The 17,336-nt window shown below is 69.2% G+C and carries 14 protein-coding genes; 6 read left to right on the top strand and 8 right to left on the bottom strand.

The annotated features are described in order from the left end of the window. The first annotated feature begins 71 nt into the window (after positions 1 to 71). Positions 72 to 791 carry a hypothetical protein gene (locus ACGFZ2_RS31785; protein ID WP_393460184.1) on the top strand — a complete coding sequence of 240 codons (720 nt, stop codon included), beginning with the start codon at positions 72 to 74 and terminating at the stop codon, positions 789 to 791. Positions 792 to 892: 101 nt separating this feature from the next. Here ACGFZ2_RS31785 and ACGFZ2_RS31790 read toward each other — a convergent pair whose 3' ends face one another. The 3 genes from ACGFZ2_RS31790 to ACGFZ2_RS31800 form a co-directional block, all read right to left on the bottom strand. Then, positions 893 to 1,552 (bottom strand): hypothetical protein, encoded by a 660-nt coding sequence (locus ACGFZ2_RS31790; RefSeq protein WP_393460187.1) that lies wholly within the window; start codon positions 1,550 to 1,552, stop codon positions 893 to 895. After that, a complete protein-coding gene (locus tag ACGFZ2_RS31795) occupies positions 1,527 to 1,928 on the bottom strand; it encodes a PadR family transcriptional regulator (protein WP_393460190.1) in 402 nt (133 codons plus the stop codon). Before ACGFZ2_RS31795 ends, ACGFZ2_RS31790 begins: the two co-directional genes overlap by 26 nt. A gap of 59 nt (positions 1,929 to 1,987) precedes the next feature. Then, positions 1,988 to 2,880, bottom strand: a protein-coding gene (locus tag ACGFZ2_RS31800; RefSeq protein ID WP_393460193.1) for an IS5 family transposase whose coding sequence is annotated in 2 segments (ribosomal slippage) — positions 1,988 to 2,514 and positions 2,514 to 2,880 — 894 coding nt in all. Because the reading frame shifts where the segments join, the coding sequence is not laid out codon by codon here. 362 nt (positions 2,881 to 3,242) lie between these two features. On the opposite strand from ACGFZ2_RS31800, the gene ACGFZ2_RS31805 reads away from it, so the two are divergent. Continuing rightward, entirely contained in the window at positions 3,243 to 3,923 is a 681-nt protein-coding gene (locus tag ACGFZ2_RS31805) for a hypothetical protein (protein WP_393460196.1), read from the top strand. A 174-nt stretch (positions 3,924 to 4,097) separates the two neighbouring features. Continuing rightward, the gene (locus ACGFZ2_RS31810) at positions 4,098 to 7,427 is read left to right on the top strand and encodes a type ISP restriction/modification enzyme (protein WP_393460199.1); all 3,330 of its coding nucleotides are present in this window, start codon (positions 4,098 to 4,100) and stop codon (positions 7,425 to 7,427) included. Between the two features lie 274 nt (positions 7,428 to 7,701). Here the strand turns inward: ACGFZ2_RS31810 and ACGFZ2_RS31815 are convergent, their stop codons facing one another. Continuing rightward, on the bottom strand, positions 7,702 to 9,819 hold the full coding sequence (locus ACGFZ2_RS31815; RefSeq protein ID WP_393460283.1) for a tetratricopeptide repeat protein: 2,118 nt from the start codon (positions 9,817 to 9,819) through the stop codon (positions 7,702 to 7,704). Between the two features lie 418 nt (positions 9,820 to 10,237). Between ACGFZ2_RS31815 and ACGFZ2_RS31820 the strand changes: the two genes are divergently transcribed. Beyond that, the gene (locus ACGFZ2_RS31820; RefSeq protein WP_393460201.1) at positions 10,238 to 10,981 is read left to right on the top strand and encodes a ParA family protein; all 744 of its coding nucleotides are present in this window, start codon (positions 10,238 to 10,240) and stop codon (positions 10,979 to 10,981) included. A 1-nt stretch (position 10,982) separates the two neighbouring features. Beyond that, complete coding sequence (locus ACGFZ2_RS31825) at positions 10,983 to 11,894, top strand: ParB/RepB/Spo0J family partition protein (RefSeq protein ID WP_393460204.1); 912 nt, start codon at positions 10,983 to 10,985, stop codon at positions 11,892 to 11,894. A gap of 212 nt (positions 11,895 to 12,106) precedes the next feature. Here the strand turns inward: ACGFZ2_RS31825 and ACGFZ2_RS31830 are convergent, their stop codons facing one another. Both ACGFZ2_RS31830 and ACGFZ2_RS31835 read right to left on the bottom strand, forming a co-directional pair. Next, positions 12,107 to 12,511 (bottom strand): hypothetical protein, encoded by a 405-nt coding sequence (locus ACGFZ2_RS31830; protein ID WP_393460207.1) that lies wholly within the window; start codon positions 12,509 to 12,511, stop codon positions 12,107 to 12,109. Next, complete coding sequence (locus tag ACGFZ2_RS31835; RefSeq protein WP_393460210.1) at positions 12,508 to 13,068, bottom strand: hypothetical protein; 561 nt, start codon at positions 13,066 to 13,068, stop codon at positions 12,508 to 12,510. Before ACGFZ2_RS31835 ends, ACGFZ2_RS31830 begins: the two co-directional genes overlap by 4 nt. A gap of 128 nt (positions 13,069 to 13,196) precedes the next feature. On the opposite strand from ACGFZ2_RS31835, the gene ACGFZ2_RS31840 reads away from it, so the two are divergent. Beyond that, complete coding sequence (locus ACGFZ2_RS31840) at positions 13,197 to 13,463, top strand: helix-turn-helix domain-containing protein (RefSeq protein ID WP_393460213.1); 267 nt, start codon at positions 13,197 to 13,199, stop codon at positions 13,461 to 13,463. Positions 13,464 to 13,806: 343 nt separating this feature from the next. On the opposite strand, the gene ACGFZ2_RS31845 is transcribed toward ACGFZ2_RS31840, so the two are convergent. Continuing rightward, the gene (locus ACGFZ2_RS31845) at positions 13,807 to 14,916 is read right to left on the bottom strand and encodes a hypothetical protein (RefSeq protein ID WP_393460216.1); all 1,110 of its coding nucleotides are present in this window, start codon (positions 14,914 to 14,916) and stop codon (positions 13,807 to 13,809) included. 172 nt (positions 14,917 to 15,088) lie between these two features. Continuing rightward, positions 15,089 to 17,101, bottom strand: a complete 2,013-nt coding sequence (locus ACGFZ2_RS31850; RefSeq protein WP_393460219.1) for a hypothetical protein — start codon at positions 17,099 to 17,101, stop codon at positions 15,089 to 15,091. Between the last annotated feature and the right edge of the window lie 235 nt (positions 17,102 to 17,336).

Raw genomic sequence — 17,336 nt, forward strand, 5'->3', positions numbered from 1 at the left:
ATTTCGGATCGCTCGACGGCGCGCACGCCTCGACGACCGCCGGCTTGTTATCGCATGACTACGCTTCGTTCATGCTGAAGCGATGGTTGTCCACGGGTGAGTCAGGTCCGGCAGCTTCCCACGGGGAGGCAGAGGAGCAGAAGGATCGACGCAAAAGTTACCTCGCCGAGTGCGCCAAGATCCGACAAGTATGGGATCGCACCGTCGGATCCCCCCGCGGCCTCCTGCCCGGCGCCACGCTAGATCCGGCCCTCACCCCGCAGGGATGGTACGGCCACGTCCAGGGCACGATCACACAGACGGATGCCCTTTACGGCTCCGGTGAGCGCAAGGCGCTGGCGCGCGCAGTCGAAAACGCGTATGAGCTTCCTCCAGGCGCAGTCCTGATCGGCGACAGCTGGACGGGAGTCCCGGACTCGGTCGCTCTCTGGGCTTACTCGCGCCCTGGCGAGGTCGACTACTACGAACGGCTGCCCCACACGGTGTTCGGCAAGGAATGGGCGGACAAGGAACCGGTTCCCGGTCAGCTCACCGATCTGGAGCGCTCTGAGTTGCGCGACTGGACGCGCAAGCACCTGTCCATGCTGAAGGTGCTTCGCAGCGGAGGGCACGTCGACATGGAGCAGGTCAACCGGCGGTACAACCGGATGCGCGGCGCCATCCTGGACGCTCTCACCCGCGCCAGCGTCGAACAGGTACGCGACATGGTGGTCGACTGCGGCCTCGACTACCTAACTGCCGGAGAGGACGTCGGCAGGCGACTCGGCCTCCCTCACCCGCGACGCCCGTGACCATGATCCGCGCCTAGGGCCTGTGTCGAAGTCGATCCCAGCACTTCTTATTGGGGCCACGCGCAGGATTGGCTCAGACTATGGCCGTTGTGCCGGCTGGATTACCCCGCCGCCGTCACAGACCAGCGGCGGGCCAGCGCCGTTGCTGCAAGAAAGGCAGCGAGGACAATCGCCACCTCGGCCGCGATCGCCGATGGGGTGAGCGGGAAGTTGAGCGACCAGGCGAATGTGACCGCAGCGGCGATCGCGGCTGCGATAGCGGGCGGCAGCAGCAGTGTCATCCGCGCCGCAGTGTGTCGGATGTGGGGCGCGTCTCGTAGGGCGATGCGTACGGCGAGGACGGCGCCGGCGACGACAACCGCTGCGACGCCGCCGTAGAAGACACCAGCGGCAAGCCACAACGGCACGCGCACGCTTCGCGGCAGGTCGAATGCCGCCACGAATGCCTGGTGCAGGCTAATGACCACGACGTAGCCCACGACGAGGGAGAGCATCGCGCCTGCGGTCGCAACGCCGAGTACCTGGCCGTACCGCGGCGGGGTGCGCTCCACGCCGGCTTCCTCGGCGATTCGCAGGGCGAACTCGGTAGGGTCAGCGCCGAGAAGCTCTGCGGGATCGAGCCCGTCGGCGGCTGCTGCCTCAAGCTCGGCGCGGAGGTCGGCCGTCAGAGTCACCCGGTCGCGACGGTGAATGCCGAGAGCGCGCCACTCGCGGTCTGCGGCGGCGAGGAGATTGTCAACGGCCGACGTCGACGTGCTCATGGTCGTCTCCTGGGTTCGGTGGACGGACGGCGAGTGTTGCGTTCACGACGCTGGCGAACTGAACCCACTGCTCGCGCCAAGCACGCAGTCGATCGTGGCCGGTATCGGTGAGCCGATAGACCTTGCGGGGTGGGCCGTTGGGACTGGGCTGCAGCGCGTTGGCAATGAGCCCCAAGCGGTGCAATCGGGTGATCAACGGGTAGACGGTGCCGTAGCTCACCGTTCCAAATCCGGCGGTGTCGAGTCGGCGGACGAGTTCGTAGCCGTGCGCCGGCTCGCCGGCAAGCAGCGCAAGCAGGCACATGTCCAGGCAGCCGCGCAGTAGCTGGGCCTGCCGCTCGGAAGCGACATCCGACCCACCTGCTGCCGCTATCATGCGCCACACAATACGGCCCGGTACTATGCGTCGTCTAGTAGGTCATCGCCAGAAGCCGGTCATAGCCACTCGTTGATGGCGGCGAGATGGATGGTTGCCTCGTACCGGACGGCCAGCTTGTCGAAGCGGGTGGCCACGGCGCGGTTGCGCTTGAGTCGGTTGATGCCGCACTCCACGGCGTGACGTTGTTGGTAGAGGTGCGGGTCGAAGGCTGGTGGTCGGCCGCCTTTGGATCCCTTGGCTCGCCGGTGAGCGTCCTGGTCCGTCTTGCTCGGGATGGTTGCTGCTATTCCGCGTCGGCGCAGGTAGGCCCGGTTGGCTTTCGATGTGTACGCCTTGTCGGCCAGGACGCGGTCCGGGCGGGTCCTCGGGCGTCCGGTGTTCAGCCGCGGGACGCGGATGGCGTCCAGGACCGGGATGAACTGCGGACTGTCGCCGCGGTGTCCGGCGGTCAGCACGATGGCGAGGGGCTTCTGTCCTTGCTCGCAGCCCAGGTGCAGCTTCGTGGTCAACCCGCCGCGGGACCGGCCGAGCGCGTGATCAGCCGGCTCAACCATGACACCGCCGGGTGGTTCAACCTGCAGATCCCCCTTTTCCTCGCCCCAGCAGCGTGCTGGTGGGCGCGGGCACTGGTCGAATCCACCGACACGTCCCAGGTGATCCGGCCGGCCGCGTCGGCAATGGTCTGCAGCGCGGTGAGCACCCGCTGCCACGTTCCGTCGCGTTGCCACCTGCGGAACACGGCATACGCCGCCGACCAGGACCCGTACTGCGGTGGCACGTCCCGCCACGGGGCGCCCACCCGGATCCGCCACCGGATCCCGTCGATCAACTGCCGTCTGCTCCACAACGACGGTCGACCCGACCGCTTCGGCGCCGGCAGCAACGGTTGCAGCACCGCCCACTGCGCGTCGGTCAGGTCGTGCCGCCTCGTCACCGCTAGGGTGTCCACGAGGTCTCCGGTGGTCTCCGGTTTTTCTTGGTCGTTAAACCATCTACCGGAGACCTAGCCATATCTCGATCTCCGACACGCGAAGATCCTCAAGCCAGCTCAAGCCCTGGCCCCGACTTCGACACAGGCCCTAGCAGGCCAGGTGCCGCAGCACGGGCACGCCGGTACCAGACCGCCGGTACGCGGCCGGATCCGGCCGTACCCGCAGGTCATCGTCACCGTCGGCTTGCTGGCCGGGCCGGCGACCTCAACCCGCCCACCGCCAGCGAGCCTCAGTGACCGGCCACGCCAGGGGTGAAGGTGTGTGTCGGCCGGACCTGCGGCGGACCAACTCGGTGGCGCGGGTAGGGGAAAGTGATCAGGTGCAGCCTACCGTCCTCTCATGGATCACCGCGCTTGGTCTTCTGTTGGCGCCGGTGGTCACCGGCGTGTCCACTCTGGCCGCCGTGCGAATGACCGAACGGGCCAACCGCCGGCGACACGCAGAGCAGGAGCGGGCGGTGGCGGACGAGAAGATCGAGGCCGTAACGACAGAGCTGACCCGCGCCACGTTCACATTACTGTCGGCGCTGGCGACGCAGCAGCCGCGATGGAACTCGTGGAAGCCGCGCCTGCTGACTCTCGGCCAGGCATGCCTTGAGCTTCAGGCCGGACGGAGCACCCTGGGCCTGGCCTACGGCATGACGCGGGCCAGCCAGGTCGTCCTCGATTGGCATGAGCGGTCGATGGCCGCCGCCGAGGATCTGGTCGGCACGCCGTACCGGCAGTTTACCGACGCGGTCAGCCAGGCCGTGCTGCTCCCTGACGAGGACCTCGTGGCCGCCGTTCTCGGCCTGGCGGAAGCGGCCGCCGCAGCGGCGGCCGCGTACGGGGCGGACAACCTGTACCAGGCCAAGACGGCCGCCGCTGGCCGGCAGGCCGCCGATGCCGCCCTGCAGGAAGCTCTCGCCGCCGTCACCCGAGTGGCGCGGGAGCGTCTGCGTCCGCCTGCGCCCACGCCGCAGCGGCGGTGGCGGTGGCGGTGGCGGCGTACGCGTCGATGACCCGCCCGCCGGACGTGCAGATACACCAAATGGTGGCTTGCCGGACAGCCTCGGTGAGCTTCGGCAGCGTCTGCTCCAGGGGGGCTGCTGACAGGCGAAGCGGCGAGCATAATGCGTCGTCATGATCGGCGGCTGGCATCGAAAGCCAGACCGGCTGTAGAGGGCGGGGTAGATGTGGTCGGACTGACGCTGGAGTCGGCGATCTCGCGTTACGGCAAGGCGGCGAAGGACAAACTCGCTGCAGTCGCGGTGCGGGGTGAGCCGGAGGACCAGCTTCGTGGTCCGGTCGAGAAGCTGCTGGCGGACCTCGCTGCGCTGTGTCGGCTCGATCCGGCGGCGTTGGTGGTGGTGGGCGAGTCGTCTCTGGCTGACCTGAAGACCCGCCCAGATTTCGCGGTGAGCTATCGGCATGGGCTGGTCGGGTTTGTCGAGCTGAAAGCGCCGGGGAAGGGTGCGGATCCACGTCGGTTTAAGAACCCCCATGATAAGGAGCAGTGGCGCAAGCTTCAGGCGCTGCCGAACTTGATCTATTCCGATGGTGACTCGTTCTCTCTGTGGCGTAACGGGGAGCTGGTCGGTCAGGTGGTTCACCTGACCGGGGATATCGGCGCGAGCGGTAAGGCGCTGGCCGCGCCGCCTCAGCTGCTGGCCCTGTTCCAGGACTTCTTCTCGTGGGCGCCGGTCCCGCCGCGTAGCGCGAAGCAGTTGGCGGAGGTGACCGCTCGGCTGTGTCGTCTGCTGCGGGCTGAGGTCGCTGAGCAGCTCGACCGGGCGGATCCGACGCTGACGGGGCTGTACGACGATTGGCGTCACCTGCTGTTCCCGGAGGCAACGCACGAGGAGTTCGCTGACGGGTACGCCCAGACGGTCACGTTCGGTCTGCTGTTGGCGCGGGTTCAAGGGGTGAGTCTGGCCGGAGGGCTCGACGGGGCGGCCAGGAAGTTGGCGGACCGGCACTCTCTGATCGGCAAGGCGTTGGAGGTGTTGACCGACCCGGTGGTGCGGGACGCTTCCCTGGCGACCTCGGTGGCCACCTTGAGCCGTGTGCTGGGTGCCGTGGACTGGCCGACGATCTCCCGGGGGGAGACGGACGTCTGGCTCTACTTCTACGAGGACTTCCTCGCCGAGTACGACAACGCGTTGCGCCGCAGAACGGGCTCTTACTACACCCCAGTCGAGGTGGTGCGGGCCATGACGGGGCTGGTCGACGAGGTGCTGCGGGACCGGTTGGACCTGCACGACGGGTTGGCCAGCAACAACGTCACGTTGATTGACCCTGCGTTGGGTACCGGGACGTTCCTGTTGGAAGTGCTTCGGGTTATCGCGGAGCGCATCACCGAGGACCGTGGTGAGGGTGCTGTGCCGGCCGGCGTCTCTGCCGTGCTGTCGCGTCTGGTCGGCTTCGAGATCCAGCTCGGGCCGTTCGCGGTGGCGCAGTTGCGGCTGCTGGCGGAGCTGGCCGACCTCGGGGCACATGATCTGCCGGAGGGATCCCTTCGCACCTACGTGACTAACACGTTGGCGAATCCGTTCGTGGAGGAGCAGGGCTTCGGCTCCTGGTACGAGCCGATTGCCCGGTCACGTCGCGCCGCGAACAAGATCAAGCGGGAAGAGCCGGTCCTCGTGGTGCTCGGGAACCCGCCGTACAAGAACAAGTCCCGGGGCAAGGGCGGGTGGATCGAGTCCGGCAACAAGGACGTGGGCCAGCGGGCACCCCTGGCGGACTTCATTCCGCCCGCCGACTGGGGTGTGGGCGCGCACGTCAAGCACCTCTACGACCCGTACGTCTACTTCTGGCGGTGGGCCACCTGGAAGGTCTTCGACCACCACCCCGAGGCCCGCCGCGGCGTCGTCTGCTTCATCACCCTCTCCGGGTTCCTGGACGGGCCGGGCTTCCAGCGGATGCGTGACTACCTGCGCCGCACGGCCGACCAGATCTGGGTCATCGACTGCACCCCCGATGGCCACCAGGCCGACGCCAACACCCGGATCTTCCAGGGCGTTCAGCAGCCGGTCTGCATCGTGCTCGCCGCCCGCGACGAGTCGACCACCGCCGACCAGCCGGCTCGGGTACGGTTCCGTAGCCTGCCCAAGGGCCACCGGTCGGACAAGCTCACCGCCCTCGGTGCCGTCACCCTCACTGGTGAGGGTTGGCTGGACTGCCCCGACGACTGGCGGGCACCGTTCCTACCCCCGGGCGGCGACCAGTGGAGCAGCTTCCCCAGCCTCGATGACCTGCTGCGCTATTCCGGGTCCGGGACCATGCCCGGCCGGACCTGGGTGATCGCGCCGGACCAGGAGACACTGCGCCAACGCTGGCACGCGCTGACCACGGCGAAGCCGGCGGACAAGCCGATGCTGCTGTCCGAACACAAGCGCGACCGAAGGGTGGACACTGTCCTCGCTGAAGGACTGCCGGGCTTCCCGGCCACCCGCACGCCGATCGGTGACGAGACCGACCCCTGCCCACCGCCTGTGCGAATCGGCTACCGGTCCTTCGACCGCCAGTGGATCATTCCGGACAAGCGCCTGATTAACCAACCCAACCCGACCCTGTGGTCGCTGCGCTCGGAGCGGCAGGTCTACCTGACCGCGATCCGTGCCGTCGCACCGACGAGCGGACCTGCGGTCACCTTCACCGGGGAGATGCCCGACCTGGACCACTACCACGGACGTGGCGGCAGGGCCTATCCGTTGTGGCTGGACCGGGACGGGATGGCCTCCAACGTGGTGCCCGGCCTGCTGGAACTGCTCACCCGCACCTACGGCAACCCTGTCCGCCCCGCGGACCTGTTCGCCTACCTGGCCGTCGTGCTCGCGCACCCCGCCTTCCCGACGACGTTCGCCGAGGACCTGAGCACCCCCGGCATCCGCGTCCCGCTCACCGCCGACCCCGACCTGTTCCGCCGGGCCGTCGAGACGGGCGAGCGAGTGCTCTGGCTGCACAGCTACGGCCAGCGCTACCACAACCCGGCAGCCGGCAGGCCCCGGCGTAGCCCACGCCTGGACCGGGACACCGCGCCGAAGGTACTCGCCGGGCACCCCATCCCCTCTGCCCCGGAGCAGATGCCCGACGGTCGACTCGGCTACGACGCCGACAAGCACGAGCTGATCGTTGGCACCGGCCGGATCGGTAACGTCACCCCGCAGATGCGCGCCTACGAGGTGTCTGGGGTCAACGTGCTGGACAAGTGGTTCAGCTACCGCCGACGTACCCGAGAACGGCCGGTGATCGGGGACCGCCGGGTTTCTGCGCTCAACGACATCCAACTCGACCACTGGCCTGACGACTACACCATCGAGCTAATCGACCTGCTCAACGTGCTGGGACTGCTCATCGACCTGGAACCCGCCCAGGCGGCAATCCTCGCCGACATCATCACCGGCCCGTTGGTAACCGGCCCCGCCTTGGAACAGGCCGGGGTCCTTCCGGTGGACCCCGCCGCTCGCAAGGTCGCCAAGCCGACCGCACTGTCGCCCGACGAACAGGCTTCGCTCTGGTAAAGCCCCTCGCCACCACCGCCTGATTGGCCCGCCCGTAGTTTCCGGACCAAAAACAACTTCAGCGCTGGTCAAAGATGAAATGACAATCCTGGGCTCCAGGCGTTCGCGCAGGGCCCCTGACCAGGGCTGGAGTTGTTTTGGTCCGGAAGCTACGGCGAGGCCTGTCGCCCGGGCTTGCTGGATCTGTCGCGCATCACCTGGCGGAGCTGCGTCGTACATCAGTTGTCGGATCACATCGAGGCCAGGCATTCGCTCGGCGGTGGCACGGATGGTGCTACCGCCTGGTTTGCTCGCCGTCGTCACGCTCGGCAAGCAGAATCCCCAGGTTGTTCATCGCCCTGGTGTTGCCGGTGTCGGCCGCCCGCCGAAACCACTGCTCCGCCTCCTGCTCCTCACCACGCCCGGCAAGGAGAACCCCCAGGTTGTTCATCGCCTCGGTCTCGCCGGCGTCGGCCGCCCGCCGATACCACCGCTCCGCCTCCCGGCCATCACCACGCTTAGTAGCAAACCGAACCCCCAGGTTGAACATCGCCTCGGTGTCGCCGGCGTCGGCCGCCCGCCGATACCACTGCTCCGCCTCCTGCTCCTCACCACGCCCGGCAAGGAGAACCCCCAGGTTGTTCATCGCCCCGGCGTTGCCGGCGTCGGCCGCCCGCCGAAACCACTGCTCCGCCTCCTGCTCCTCACCACGCCCGGCAAGGAGAACCCCCAGGTTGCTCATCGCCTCGGTCTCGCCGGCGTCGGCCGCCCGCCGATACCACCGCTCCGCCTCCTGCTCCTCACCACGCCCGGAAAACAGAACCCCCAGGTTGTTCATCGCCCCGGCGTTGCCGGCGTCGGCCGCCCGCCGATACCACCGCTCCGCCTCCTGCTCCTCACCACGCCCGGCAAGGAGAACCCCCAGGTTGCTCATCGCCACGGTCTCGCCGGCGTCGGCCGCCCGCCGATACCACCGCTCCGCCTCCTGCTCCTCACCACGCCCGGAAAACAGAACCCCCAGGTAGAACATCGCCCCGGGGTGGCCGGTGTCGGCGGCGGTACGCCAGGCTTGTTCGGCGACGTCTGGCCGTGGGGTGTAGGCCTGCACGCCGATGTTGGCAGCTTGGCGGGCAGTGGCAATGGCGAGCAGGGTGGTCCAGACGTGGTCGGGGACTGGGGTGGTGGCAAGAGGGCCTTGGCCGGTGGTGGTGCGGTCGAGCAGGTAGTCAGAGGCGGTGTAGGTGTCGCTCTCGTGGGGCAGCAGGCAGGAGTTGGCACCAAGGACACGTTCGCACGCCCATGCGAGTCCTTCACCAATGGTGGGCAGGTCGGCGCGGTGTCTCCAGGCGGGGGACAGGTAGGGGCGGTAGAGCTTGGCCAGGATGTCGCGGGAGACCGGGACGGTGTAGCCGGCGCGGCGGCAGTCCACCCCCGCACTAATGAGGGCCTGTCCGACCTCGAACATGGGTCCGTCGCCGATGGACCAGCGGCGCATCATCGCCGGACCGGCGGCGAGGTATTCGGCGAACCCAACTTCGGCGGCCAGCGCGGCGGCAATCCGGTCGTCGCCGGTGGTCTCGGCGGCTGTACGTTCCTGGTCGGTGAGATGCTGGCCAACCGGGATTCGGCGTCGGCCGCGGATCTGGGCCACCAGCTTGGCGGCAGCCTCGTCCATGCCGGCGGCGAGTTCTGCGCCATCGCGGCCTCGGGTGGCGGCGTGGTCCAGGCGGGAAAGTTCCTCGTCGCGGATGGTGGCCACCAGCACCACATCGGCCCGCCCGGAGGGGCACAATCGCTGAAGCAGCGCCTGGTCGACGCCTCCAGGTGTGAGGAAACGTTCCAGGTCATCGAGCCACACCACGGCGTCGCTAATCGGATAGCCGGCCTCGACCAGCTCCCTGAGTGCCCCCGGCTCTGCCGGGACGAGCAGCCGGTGAGTGGGACGTAGCCGGCGGATGGCCTCAAAAGCGCTGCGGCTCTTACCGGCGGCTGCCCTGCCATGCAACAGCACGATCCCGCCCTCGGCGATGGCCCATTCCAGGTTTTCGTCACCGGTGCGAGAAACGTAGGGGGGAAGGTCGCGGGCGTGGTCATCGGTGTCGATGGCGGATTTGACGCCTAGGTCGAGCGGGTCGACCTGCTCGACCAGTGGCGGCTGCCCGTCTTCCCGCAGGTGCAGCAGACACCCGGGAGCCAACGACTTCGCCCCTCCTGCGGTCTCGGGTTTCCTGCCCGGTCGCGTCGTCAGCCAACTAGCTACCAGCCCCACCGACCCGAGGAGCCCGAAACCGATGCTGGTGATCTTCTCGGCTCGGTCCAGACCTTGTTTCACCAGGAATTGCACGACCGGGACGGCTACCGCGCCCGCTGACATCACCACCACGACCCAGCGGATCCAGCGACGCGTCGACATGAGGACCACACGTACATTCTGAAGGCAGCGCCCAAAAGATGGGCATCCTCGCCGGGTGCCTGGTAACCACCACCGCCCACGCCGCTCGCCTGACCGCCATGCTGGACTGCGTGCCGGAGAACCTGCGGCACCTGACCACCGCCGCCAGCAACGCCACCGCCCTCGACGAGTGCGGTGGCAACGAGTGCGGGCCAGGGCGACAGCCGCTCACTTCCCCTCTCAAGGACGCACCGAACTACCCACTACCGCCAGGCCCCACTATGGACTGAAGCTAGGTACGCGATTAACCGCGGTTAACCAAGACACTCTCCGACGGGACCAGGCTTCTGAGCAGGCCGGAGTTCGCCCTAGCATGGGCGGACATCCGAAGTACCCCGGCCGCAAACGGCCAGGGGAAGCAAACGGAACGGAGCCCGTCATGACTCAGGTACATGTCATCGCCAACCAGAAGGGCGGCGTTGGTAAAACCACCCTCGCCGTCAACTTGGCAGCGGTGACCTACGACGTCTTGGTCAACCCCGAGCCGATCCTCCAATCGACCGCCGAGGCAATCGGTGATCCGGAGAGCCCGGTGATGGTTGCCTCCACGGACCCCCAAGCCTCGTCAGTTTGGTGGTCACGGCGCGTGGAGCAGCAGGGAGGGCTGCCGTTCGACTTCGCCCAGGTCGACGACCCGCGCGACCTGCGCAGGCTGCGGAACCTGCACTACGAGCACATCTTCGTTGACACGCCGGGCTCGCTCGAGGATGAGCGCATCCTCCAGGTCGCGCTCGATGAGTGCGATGACGTTCTCGTGCCAATGGTGCCGGAGCCGCTCTGCTACGACCCGACCACCAGAACTATCGAAGCGGTTATCGCGCCGCGCGGGATTCCGTACCGGGTGGTCGTCAACAGCTGGGACCCGCGTGACGGACTCCCCGATCTGCAGCAGACTGCGCAGTTCATCCAGCGCAAGGGCTGGCCCATGTGTAACACAGTCATCCGCCGGTACAAGCTGCACTCCCGAGCGTCCGCCGAGGGCATGGTGGTAACGCAGTACCCGCGGAACCGCGTGGCGATGGAAGCGCGCGAGGACTTCTTCCGCTTGGCGCTGGAGATGGGCTACGGCGGGGCGGCGCCAATCCCGTCACAGGCCGGCGCGCCAAACCTTCAGGAGGTCTGACGTGGCAGGGAAGCGAGTCAACCTGTCGGACCTCGCCACCGAGCCAGCGCTTCCTGAGGCACGGGTTCCGACCTTTGCCGAGTCGGCGCCACGCACGGCTCGCGTGCAGCAGGTCGCGGCCAACCCACTGAACACCCGAGACCTTGACGCCGACAACGCGAAAATCGAGAGCATTGCGGACTCGATGCGCACGCACGGTCAGCTCCAGCCGTGTGCGGTGGTATCCCGGGAAGCCTTCCTGCGTATTTATCCGGAGTACGAGGCTGCCATCGGCAGGGCGACCTGGGTTCAGGTCACCGGCGGCAGGCGCCGCGCTGCCGCGCTCTTGGCGAACCAGCCGACGCTGGACATCGTCGTCAAGAACAGCTTGGCCGAGAGCCGGCAGGCATGGGTCAGTGCCACTGCGGCCGAGAACCTCGATCGGGAGAACCTGGACCCGATCGAGGAGGCCCGTGCGGTTCAGCTCTTGGTGCAGGAATGCGGGACGGGCAAGGCCGCCGCCGAGCGACTGTCCCGCACCCCGGCTTGGGTGACTCAACGACTCAATCTGCTAAAGCTAGCGCCAGAGCTGCAAGCGATGCTGAGGTCCGGCGCGGTACCTCTCCGAGATGTCCGGGACCTCCACCAAGTTCCCCTCGCAGATCAGCTTGACGAACTGCGTCAGCGACAGCAGCCCACGGTCGAGCCAAAATTAACCGCGGTTAACGGGACTGCCGACTCTGCGAGCTCTGAGGGCAGCAGCGAGAAGAGTGAGCGCCCACGAAAATCGGCAGCAGCCTCTGCCATCAGGCGCCTGGGCGGAACTCCTGAGAAGGTCGCGGATTCACTACGGGCGGAGATGACGCCCGAGGATCTTCGAACCCTGGCAAACCTCCTCCTGAAGGCATCGGACAGCCAGGAAGCGACGCAGTAGGCGTTGGGCATACCAGCGGCCCCCCGGGGATGCAGTCTTCCGGGGGCCGCTGCTATATACCCCGTCTCGGGACGGCTCCTACCGGCGGCCTGCGACCTCGGCGGGCTTGGCGAGGCGGCCTGGTCGACGTCGAGCCAACGAGAGCACCCGTGTCCCCGAGTTGCTGGGGGGCACGGGTGCTTCCTTTGATGCTGGCTCGCTGTGGCCTGCGGTTACGCGGGCATGTGGATGACCGGTAGGTGCCCCTCGGGCCCGTACCGGTTGCCCTCGCTGGTCAGGATCGATGCTCGGTGCTCCAGGGCGGCCATCACCGTCGCGGCCAGGTCGACGCGGCCGGTGAGCCCACGCCAGTAGGACAGTTCCTGCCACGACTCGCCCCGGGTGGGCAGCCGTGCACAGGAGTCGTGGCTGAGCAGCCGGTACAGGTACTTTCGGTGCTTGGCGTCGGCGGCCAGCTCCAGGGCCTCAGCGGCAGTAACGGCGGTGACGCCGAAGCGCTGGCCATCGGTGATGGCCTCACCGATGGGTTCCCCGACGTGGATCGAGTACGGGTAGGCCAGCAGCGCTGAGCGGTCCAGCACCAGCGTGACCGGGCGCTGCTCGTCCTCGGCGCTCACGCGGCCGGCCGGCTGGCGTCGTCCGCCTCATCCTGCATGTGTTGGCGCACCCGGTCGCGTACGGCGTCGTAGCGCTCTTGGGGCCATTGGGCCTGCACCTGTAGCCGGCGGGCACGGGCCTCGGCCATGCCTTGCTCGGTGAGCTGCACCCCGGCATCGGCCATCAGCGCACGGAACTCGTCCATGCGCCTGCGGTCGCGGACGGCCTGGGCGACGTACGCGGAGGCGTTGGGCTGCTGCTCCAGGGTCTCGGCCACGTCCTCGGGCACGGAGACGGTCACTCGGCGCTTTGTCATACTGATCAGGCTACTCCTGTCATACCATCGCGTACAGCGACGTCGCGCACTCAGAAGGGGTGCCGGGCCGGGTGTGCGGTCCGAGGCCGGGATCGGGGGCTGTTGGCCGACGTCGGCCAGTTCCTGAGCCCGGTCGCGCTCGATCAGCTCGGCTCGGCCGTTGACGTGGGTGCAGTCCGGCCGCTCGCAGGTGAACCCGCCGCCGGGAAGCCGCCGGTGGTCCTGGTCGTACGTCGCTGCGGCGTTGTCGATGTCGGTCACGATCTCTGCCTTCTGTCTGGTGGCGTACCGGTGGGGAGTGGCGGCGCGCAGGTAGAGGGAGACGCCGTCGCCGCTGCGGCGGGTGACCGGTCGGCCCCACCACCGCGCACGGCAAGCTCGTCTTCGGCATGTTCGCCCTCATGGCCGAATATGAAGCCGCCCTCATCAAAGAACGCACTCTCGCCGGCCTCGCCGCCGCGCGCGCCCGTGGCCGCACCGGCGGCCGCAAGCCGAAGATGACACCAGCCCTGATCAACAAGGCGCAACGCATGTACGACAGCCGCCAGTTCACGATGGCCGAGATCGCCACCTCCTGCGGCGTCACCCCCATGACGATCTACCGCAACATCCGCACCGACCGCGCGACCGCGTCAGAGCCGTCGTCGCGAGGCTGACCAGGCACGCTATGGCTTAGCGCCGGATCCACTGCCGTTGGTCCCCAAGGGCCGATCCGGGCGGTGATGCTGTCGTCTTCGGTGCGCAGCTCGTCGGCAGCCTTGAGCACCTGGTCCTCGGCGGCGTGCCGACGTCGGGTGGCGTCCTGCTGGAGTTGGTCGTATCGGGCGCGGCTCATGGTCAGCTCCTTCGGGAGAAGAGTGGTGGGGCGGCCGGCTTTCGAGGGCAGGGCCCGCCCCCACGTGGTCCGGTCGGGCCACTCCCGCCGGGGCACCGGACGCGCCGATGGCCCACGGGGTAGGTCCGCTACCGGGGCTGTGCGTCAACGTCGGGGGGCGGCGCTCACCGCTTGCCGCCCGGCCGGTCGGTGCGGGCCTGGTCGAGCTGGGCCTGCAGGTGTTCGGCGCGGGCCTCGGCGCGCTGGGCCCGGTCGATGGCGGAGCTGGTGGCGGCCTGCTGATGGCTCAGCTCGCCGAGGGCCTCGAAGAGGGCCTTTTCGGCAGCGCGCCGCTCGGCGGTGGCGGCGTCAGCGGCGGTCTGGATGGCGCCGGCGCGGGCGGCCTCGGCGGCGGCGCGGACGGTCGCGTCGGTGAGCTGGTTGCGCAGGTCGGCCAGCTCGGCGCGGACGGTGTCCACCTCGGAGACGAGGCGGGCGACGTCGGCGCGAGCGGCGTCGCGTTCCGTGGTGACGGTGGCGATGGTGGCCTCGGCCCGCTCGGCGCGGGTGACCTCCGCCCGCAGGGCCTTGTCGGTCCTGCGGGCCTCGGCCTGAGCGTCGGTGAGTTCGCGGCGCAGGGTCTTGAGCTGGTCGGTGAGGTCGGCGGCGCGCTGCTCGGCGGCCTCGCGGCGGCCGATCTCGGTGATGACGGCCTGGGCGCGTTCGCCGGCGGCGGCCTCGGCGCGGCCCTGGGCCTCGCGAGCGTCGGCGACCTGCCGCCACGCGTCACGCTGGACGCGCTCGGCCTCGGCCTCGGCGTCACGGGCCCGCCGCTCGGCGACCTTGCGGGCCTCCACCGCGGTGGCCGCCTCCGCGCGGGCGGCACGAGCGTCACGCAGGGCCTTGTCGCGGTCGTCCTCGGCGCTCTGGGCGCGCTGCACGGCGGCCACGGCGGCGACCTCGGCCTGCTCCACCCGGGCCACCGCCGAGCCGTCCAGGTCGCGCATCGCGTCCACCACCGTGCCCAGCTCGCCGGCGAGGGCCTGCACGGCCGGCAACACCCGCGCCGTCGCCTCCCGATACGCGGCCAGGGGCTTGTCCAGGCCGGCGGCCAGCTCCGCCTGCCGCTGCTCGGCGTACATCTGCCGGCAGGACTTCCCGCCCGGGTGGCGCCGGTCGTCATCAGGGCAGAACTCCGGCGGGCGGCCCTTGCCCGCGTAGGCCAGGGGCCGCTGGTCGTACTTGCAGGTCGGCTGCACGCCCCGGGGCGCGGCTGCCGTACTCGTCTCCGTCATGCCCCCATCTTACCCGGCTTTCTATTTCTGGGAAGTAGAAACGATTATCTAATTTTAGAAAGTAGATACTATGTGATCTTGTGATGTAATGATCGCAAAAAACGGCCCCTGAGATCGCCGCAGAGGCGATTTCAGGGGCCGGGTCGTACTGAGGTACCGGGGTGGTGCGGGGCTAGTGGTCCAGAGTCGGGGGAAGGCCGGCGCCCGGCTGGGCAACCGCCGGCCAGTCCTGCGCGTCGGCGGCCGCGATGGCGCGAGCGGTGGCGTGGTCGCCACGCGCGGCGGCGCGGGCGGCGGCCAGGGCCGCGTGGCGGCCGGTGCCGGGCCCGGCGCGCTCGGCCTGGCGGGCCTGCTCGCGGCGGTGCCACTCGACGCGGGCGGCATCTCGGGCGGTGGCCACCGCGGCCGCCTGGTCGACGACGTCGCGCCGACGCGCGGCAGCGACCTGGTCGCGGTGCGCGTCGTAGCGGCGGGCCGGGTGCGGCGGCTCGACGTCGCCGGTCAGCGACTCGTCGAGCAGCGACCGTAGGTAGCCCAGCGGCCGGTTCGGCGCGTCGAGCAACTCCCGGCCGCCACGGCTCTGCCGAATCCAGTCGAGCAGGTCCGGCATCGTCCAGTCCGGACCGAGCCGAGACCCCAGGGTTGCCGCCACCCGGGGCAGGGACGCCGCCTCCAGCCACTCGAAGGCCCGCTGTGCGGCCCGTGCCAGGTTGTACGCCCATCCGGCCCACTGCGGAGTGGGCCGGGACCGTCGTAACGGCGCACACGCCCTCTCGATTGGCCTAGGACGCCGTACGGATCGTGGCGCTCGTTCTGCTGGTGAGCGCGAAGCGCCAATCTTCCCCCGACTCGGCTCCCCCGGCGTGGAGTGAGCGATCGATGGAGGCTGAGCAAAACCCCGAGACAAGCAGGAACTTAAGTACTCACCTTGAGACGCCAAGCGGGGGGGGAAGAAATTCCCGGTCTCGATCTGGGCGGCGGCGATGGACTCGACGTCGGTCAGGAGCACCTCGCGGGCCCGCTCGGCGGCTTGGCGTAGCTGGACGCGGCGGGCGAGCGCGGCGTGGTCGACCACGTCGGCGGTACGGGCGACGAGCGCGTCAACGTCGTCCTGTGCGGCAGCCAGGAGCGCCAGGGCGTGCTGCAGCAGCTCGTCGAGCACCAGCAGAGCGAGGGGCACGTAGGGGGCGCGGGCGGCCGGGTCACGATGCACCGGCGCGAGGTCGAACTCGGCGCGGTCGTTGTACCGGCCCAACTCGGTGCGCTGGGCCAGGGACAGCCGGCGGCCCTGCCGGGTCCGCACCGCCCACCCGAGAGCCTCACACCGGGCCCACGCCGCGGTGACCGCGCGGGGCGTGCAGTCGGCCAGCTCCGCCGAGCGGGCGCGGCCAGGCAGGGCACGACGGCCGGAGCGGTAGTCGGCGTCGACGGCCAGCACGCCGGCGACCCTGGGCAGCATCGGGGGGCGGCCACGCCTGGACACCCGCGCCGCCGCATCCCGAGCGAGAAGGTCCGCAAGCAGCTCCACCGCACGGCCGCGACCGCCACCGGCGGCGTACGACTCCACCGTGGTACGCAGCCGATCCACCCACGCGGCCAACTCGGCCACCCGGTCGTCGGCCCCGGCACGCTCGGCCAGGAGCACGAACCGCTGCTCGACGGCGGCGGCCTCGGCGGCCTGGTCCCGCTCGAACGCGGCGCGGGCGGCGGCCAGCCACGAGTATCCACAGAGCCAGCACGTCGGCGACGGATCCGGCTCACCGCACGCCGCGCAGGCCGGATCGACGTCGTCGACGACGTCCACGGCGGCGCGCAGCTCGGCCGCCTGGCGGCGCTGCTCCCGCTCACCACGACTACGCCAGCACGGAATGCACAGCGGATCCGACTCGTCACCGTCACGCGGCAGGCCCTGCGTGTCCCGGCCAGCAGCCGCACACGACACGCACGGCGTCTGCACACCCGTCGGGTGCACCACCCGCACTCGAGCACCCGTCGGAGCAGCCAGCCGGGTCTGCCCGGTACGAGTCGTCTCCACCCACACCGCCGGGCGGGCCAGGTGCACCGTGCACCGCTCCCGGCCAGGAGCAGCCAGCACCGCCCGACCGACAGCGGCGCAGACCGGGCAGTGCCCGGTCGCGGCCACCCGGTCGGCGGCCAGCGTGGTCAAGTTCGGTGCCGTGATCATCGCGGCACCGCGATCGCGGAAGCATCATGCGAGGGGACTGGGCGCGCATAGGCGTCGCCGCGACACGCCGAAAAGGTGTCGAGAGACAAGAGTGCACCCAGCCCGGAGGTGGGTGCTATGGTGTCCTCCGAGCTTGTGAAGAGCCTCAAACCCTCACCGCGGCCAAACGAGAGGGGTTTGGGGCTCTGTTTTTTTGTGGAGTTAGGGGTTGAGCGCGGGCGCTCCCTCAAGATCA

Origin of the sequence: Micromonospora sp. NPDC048063, assembly GCF_043202855.1 — a bacterium.
GTDB lineage: Bacteria > Actinomycetota > Actinomycetes > Mycobacteriales > Micromonosporaceae > Micromonospora.